This window comes from Anaerolineales bacterium (assembly GCA_022866145.1).
Taxonomy (GTDB): Bacteria; Chloroflexota; Anaerolineae; order Anaerolineales; family E44-bin32; genus PFL42.
On record JALHUE010000381.1, the window covers coordinates 1 to 1,728 of the forward strand.

3 protein-coding genes are annotated in these 1,728 nt (G+C 65.0%); 1 reads left to right on the top strand and 2 read right to left on the bottom strand.

Annotated features, from left to right (window positions below; genetic code table 11):
• Both MUO23_11540 and MUO23_11545 read right to left on the bottom strand, forming a co-directional pair.
• Positions 1 to 433, bottom strand: a 433-nt coding sequence (locus MUO23_11540; protein MCJ7513589.1) for a DHH family phosphoesterase, incomplete at its 3' end; no start/stop codon positions are given.
• Between the two features lie 69 nt (positions 434 to 502).
• The gene (locus tag MUO23_11545) at positions 503 to 832 is read right to left on the bottom strand and encodes a DUF4870 domain-containing protein (GenBank protein MCJ7513590.1); all 330 of its coding nucleotides are present in this window, start codon (positions 830 to 832) and stop codon (positions 503 to 505) included.
• A 170-nt stretch (positions 833 to 1,002) separates the two neighbouring features.
• Here MUO23_11545 and fmt point away from each other — a divergent pair.
• On the top strand, positions 1,003 to 1,728 hold a 726-nt coding region (fmt, locus tag MUO23_11550), incomplete at its 3' end, for a methionyl-tRNA formyltransferase (GenBank protein MCJ7513591.1).

Genomic DNA, 1,728 nt, shown 5'->3' on the forward strand with positions numbered 1-1,728 from the left:
CCACGGAGCGGACGCCACAATCGACCGTGATGACAAGTGAGACTCCCTGCCCGCCGAGCAAACTCAGCGCCTCGGCTCTGAGGCCGTAGCCCTCGGCAAAACGGTCCGGCAGGTGCGCCACGGGAGCCAGGCCCAAAGCACGCAGCCCGAGGCACAGGATCGCGGTCGCGGTGATCCCGTCGGCGTCGTAGTCACCGTACACGGCGACCTTCTCGCCACCCTCGACGGCCTGCAGCACCCGGTCAACTGCGGCCGGCATCCCGGGCAGCGAGAAGGGGTCGTGGCCAGGGTCTTCCCTGGCCAGAAACGCCCGCACAGCTGCCGCCTGATCGAGACCACGCGCCGCCAGCACCTGACGCCCAAGCAGGGGCAAGTCCCCCAGAGCCTCAAGCGCGGCGACCGGCCGGGGCTCCGGGATCAGCCAGCGATTCATTGCTCTGACCGAAACACAAGCAGGGGCTCCGCAGTCACGGAGCCCCTGAAGGTCGGGTCTAGGAGGGTCCTAGGCCCAGCCCTGCTTCTTGATGAAGTTGGTGATGACCGGGATCTGGGTGTAGTTGCCCCGGTAGGAGTCGATTGCCGGCCACAGCGTGGCCAACCACAGCACCGGGACGCAGAGCGCCCCAAAGCCCAGCGTGACAAAGCTGAGAACGAAAATCAGCACCCACACAACAACGTTGAAGGCGATGGCCTGCACGGCATGGAACTTGATGAATGGCCGTTTCTTCTTCTCTTCCATCAGCAACATAATGATCGCAATCAGGGCAATGGGGTAACCCAGTGCCGACCAAAGGCGATCATCGCTGCTGACCGAACCCGTCTGATCCGACATCTCATTCACTCCTTCTGCCTGGGTATGGTTTGGCGACCGTTCCGACTGTCATGCCTTACTCGCTCTCACCTATGTAGTAACCCCCTCTCTGGGCGAGGGTTACGCCGGCCAGTTGATCGTGCTACTATCCTGGCATGCGGGTCGTATTCCTGGGCTCTCCTCAGTTCTCCGTGCCGATTCTACAGGCTCTGGCTGGGGTTTTCGAGGTCACGGGCGTGATCACCCAGCCGGACCGACCCGCCGGACGCGGGCGAGGCCTGCGCCCACCCCCGGTCAAGCTGGCGGCCCAGGCCTTGGGCTTGCCCGTCTTGCAGCCGGCCAACCCGCATAGCCCGGAAGTCCTATCTCAGCTCGCTGCCTGGGGACCCGAGGTGATCGTCGTGGCGGCCTATGGCCGGATTCTCCGCCCGCAATTGCTCGAGCTGCCTCCACGGGGTTGTGTCAACGTGCACGCCTCGCTGCTTCCCCGCTGGCGAGGCGCCTCCCCCATCCAGTCGGCCATCCTCGCTGGGGATTCGGTGACCGGCGTCACGATCATGCTGATGGACGCCGGCATGGACACTGGGCCTATTCTCGCCCAACACGAGACGCCCATCTCGGAAATGGACACTGGCGGCAGGCTGTCCGACCGTCTGTCCCAGATCGGCGCCGATTTGTTGCTCAGAACGTTGCCGGAGTACCTCGGCGGCCGCCTGGCGCCACACCCACAGGATTCGATGAAGGCAGCCAGCACTCGACCGCTCACCAAGGAAGATGGCGCCCTGGATCCCCTCGAGCCCGCCGATGCCCTGGCTCGCAGGGTCCGAGCCTTTGACCCCTGGCCCGGGACCTACCTCAACTGGGAGGGAAGGCGTATCGGCATCCTGCAGGCGGCTGCGGTCGCCAGCGGGTCAGGC

Bases quoted from the DNA above. Each gene is read 5' to 3' on its own strand.
- MUO23_11545 (MCJ7513590.1), bottom strand. From the start codon at position 832: ATGTCGGATCAGACGGGTTCGGTCAGCAGCGATGATCGCCTTTGGTCG.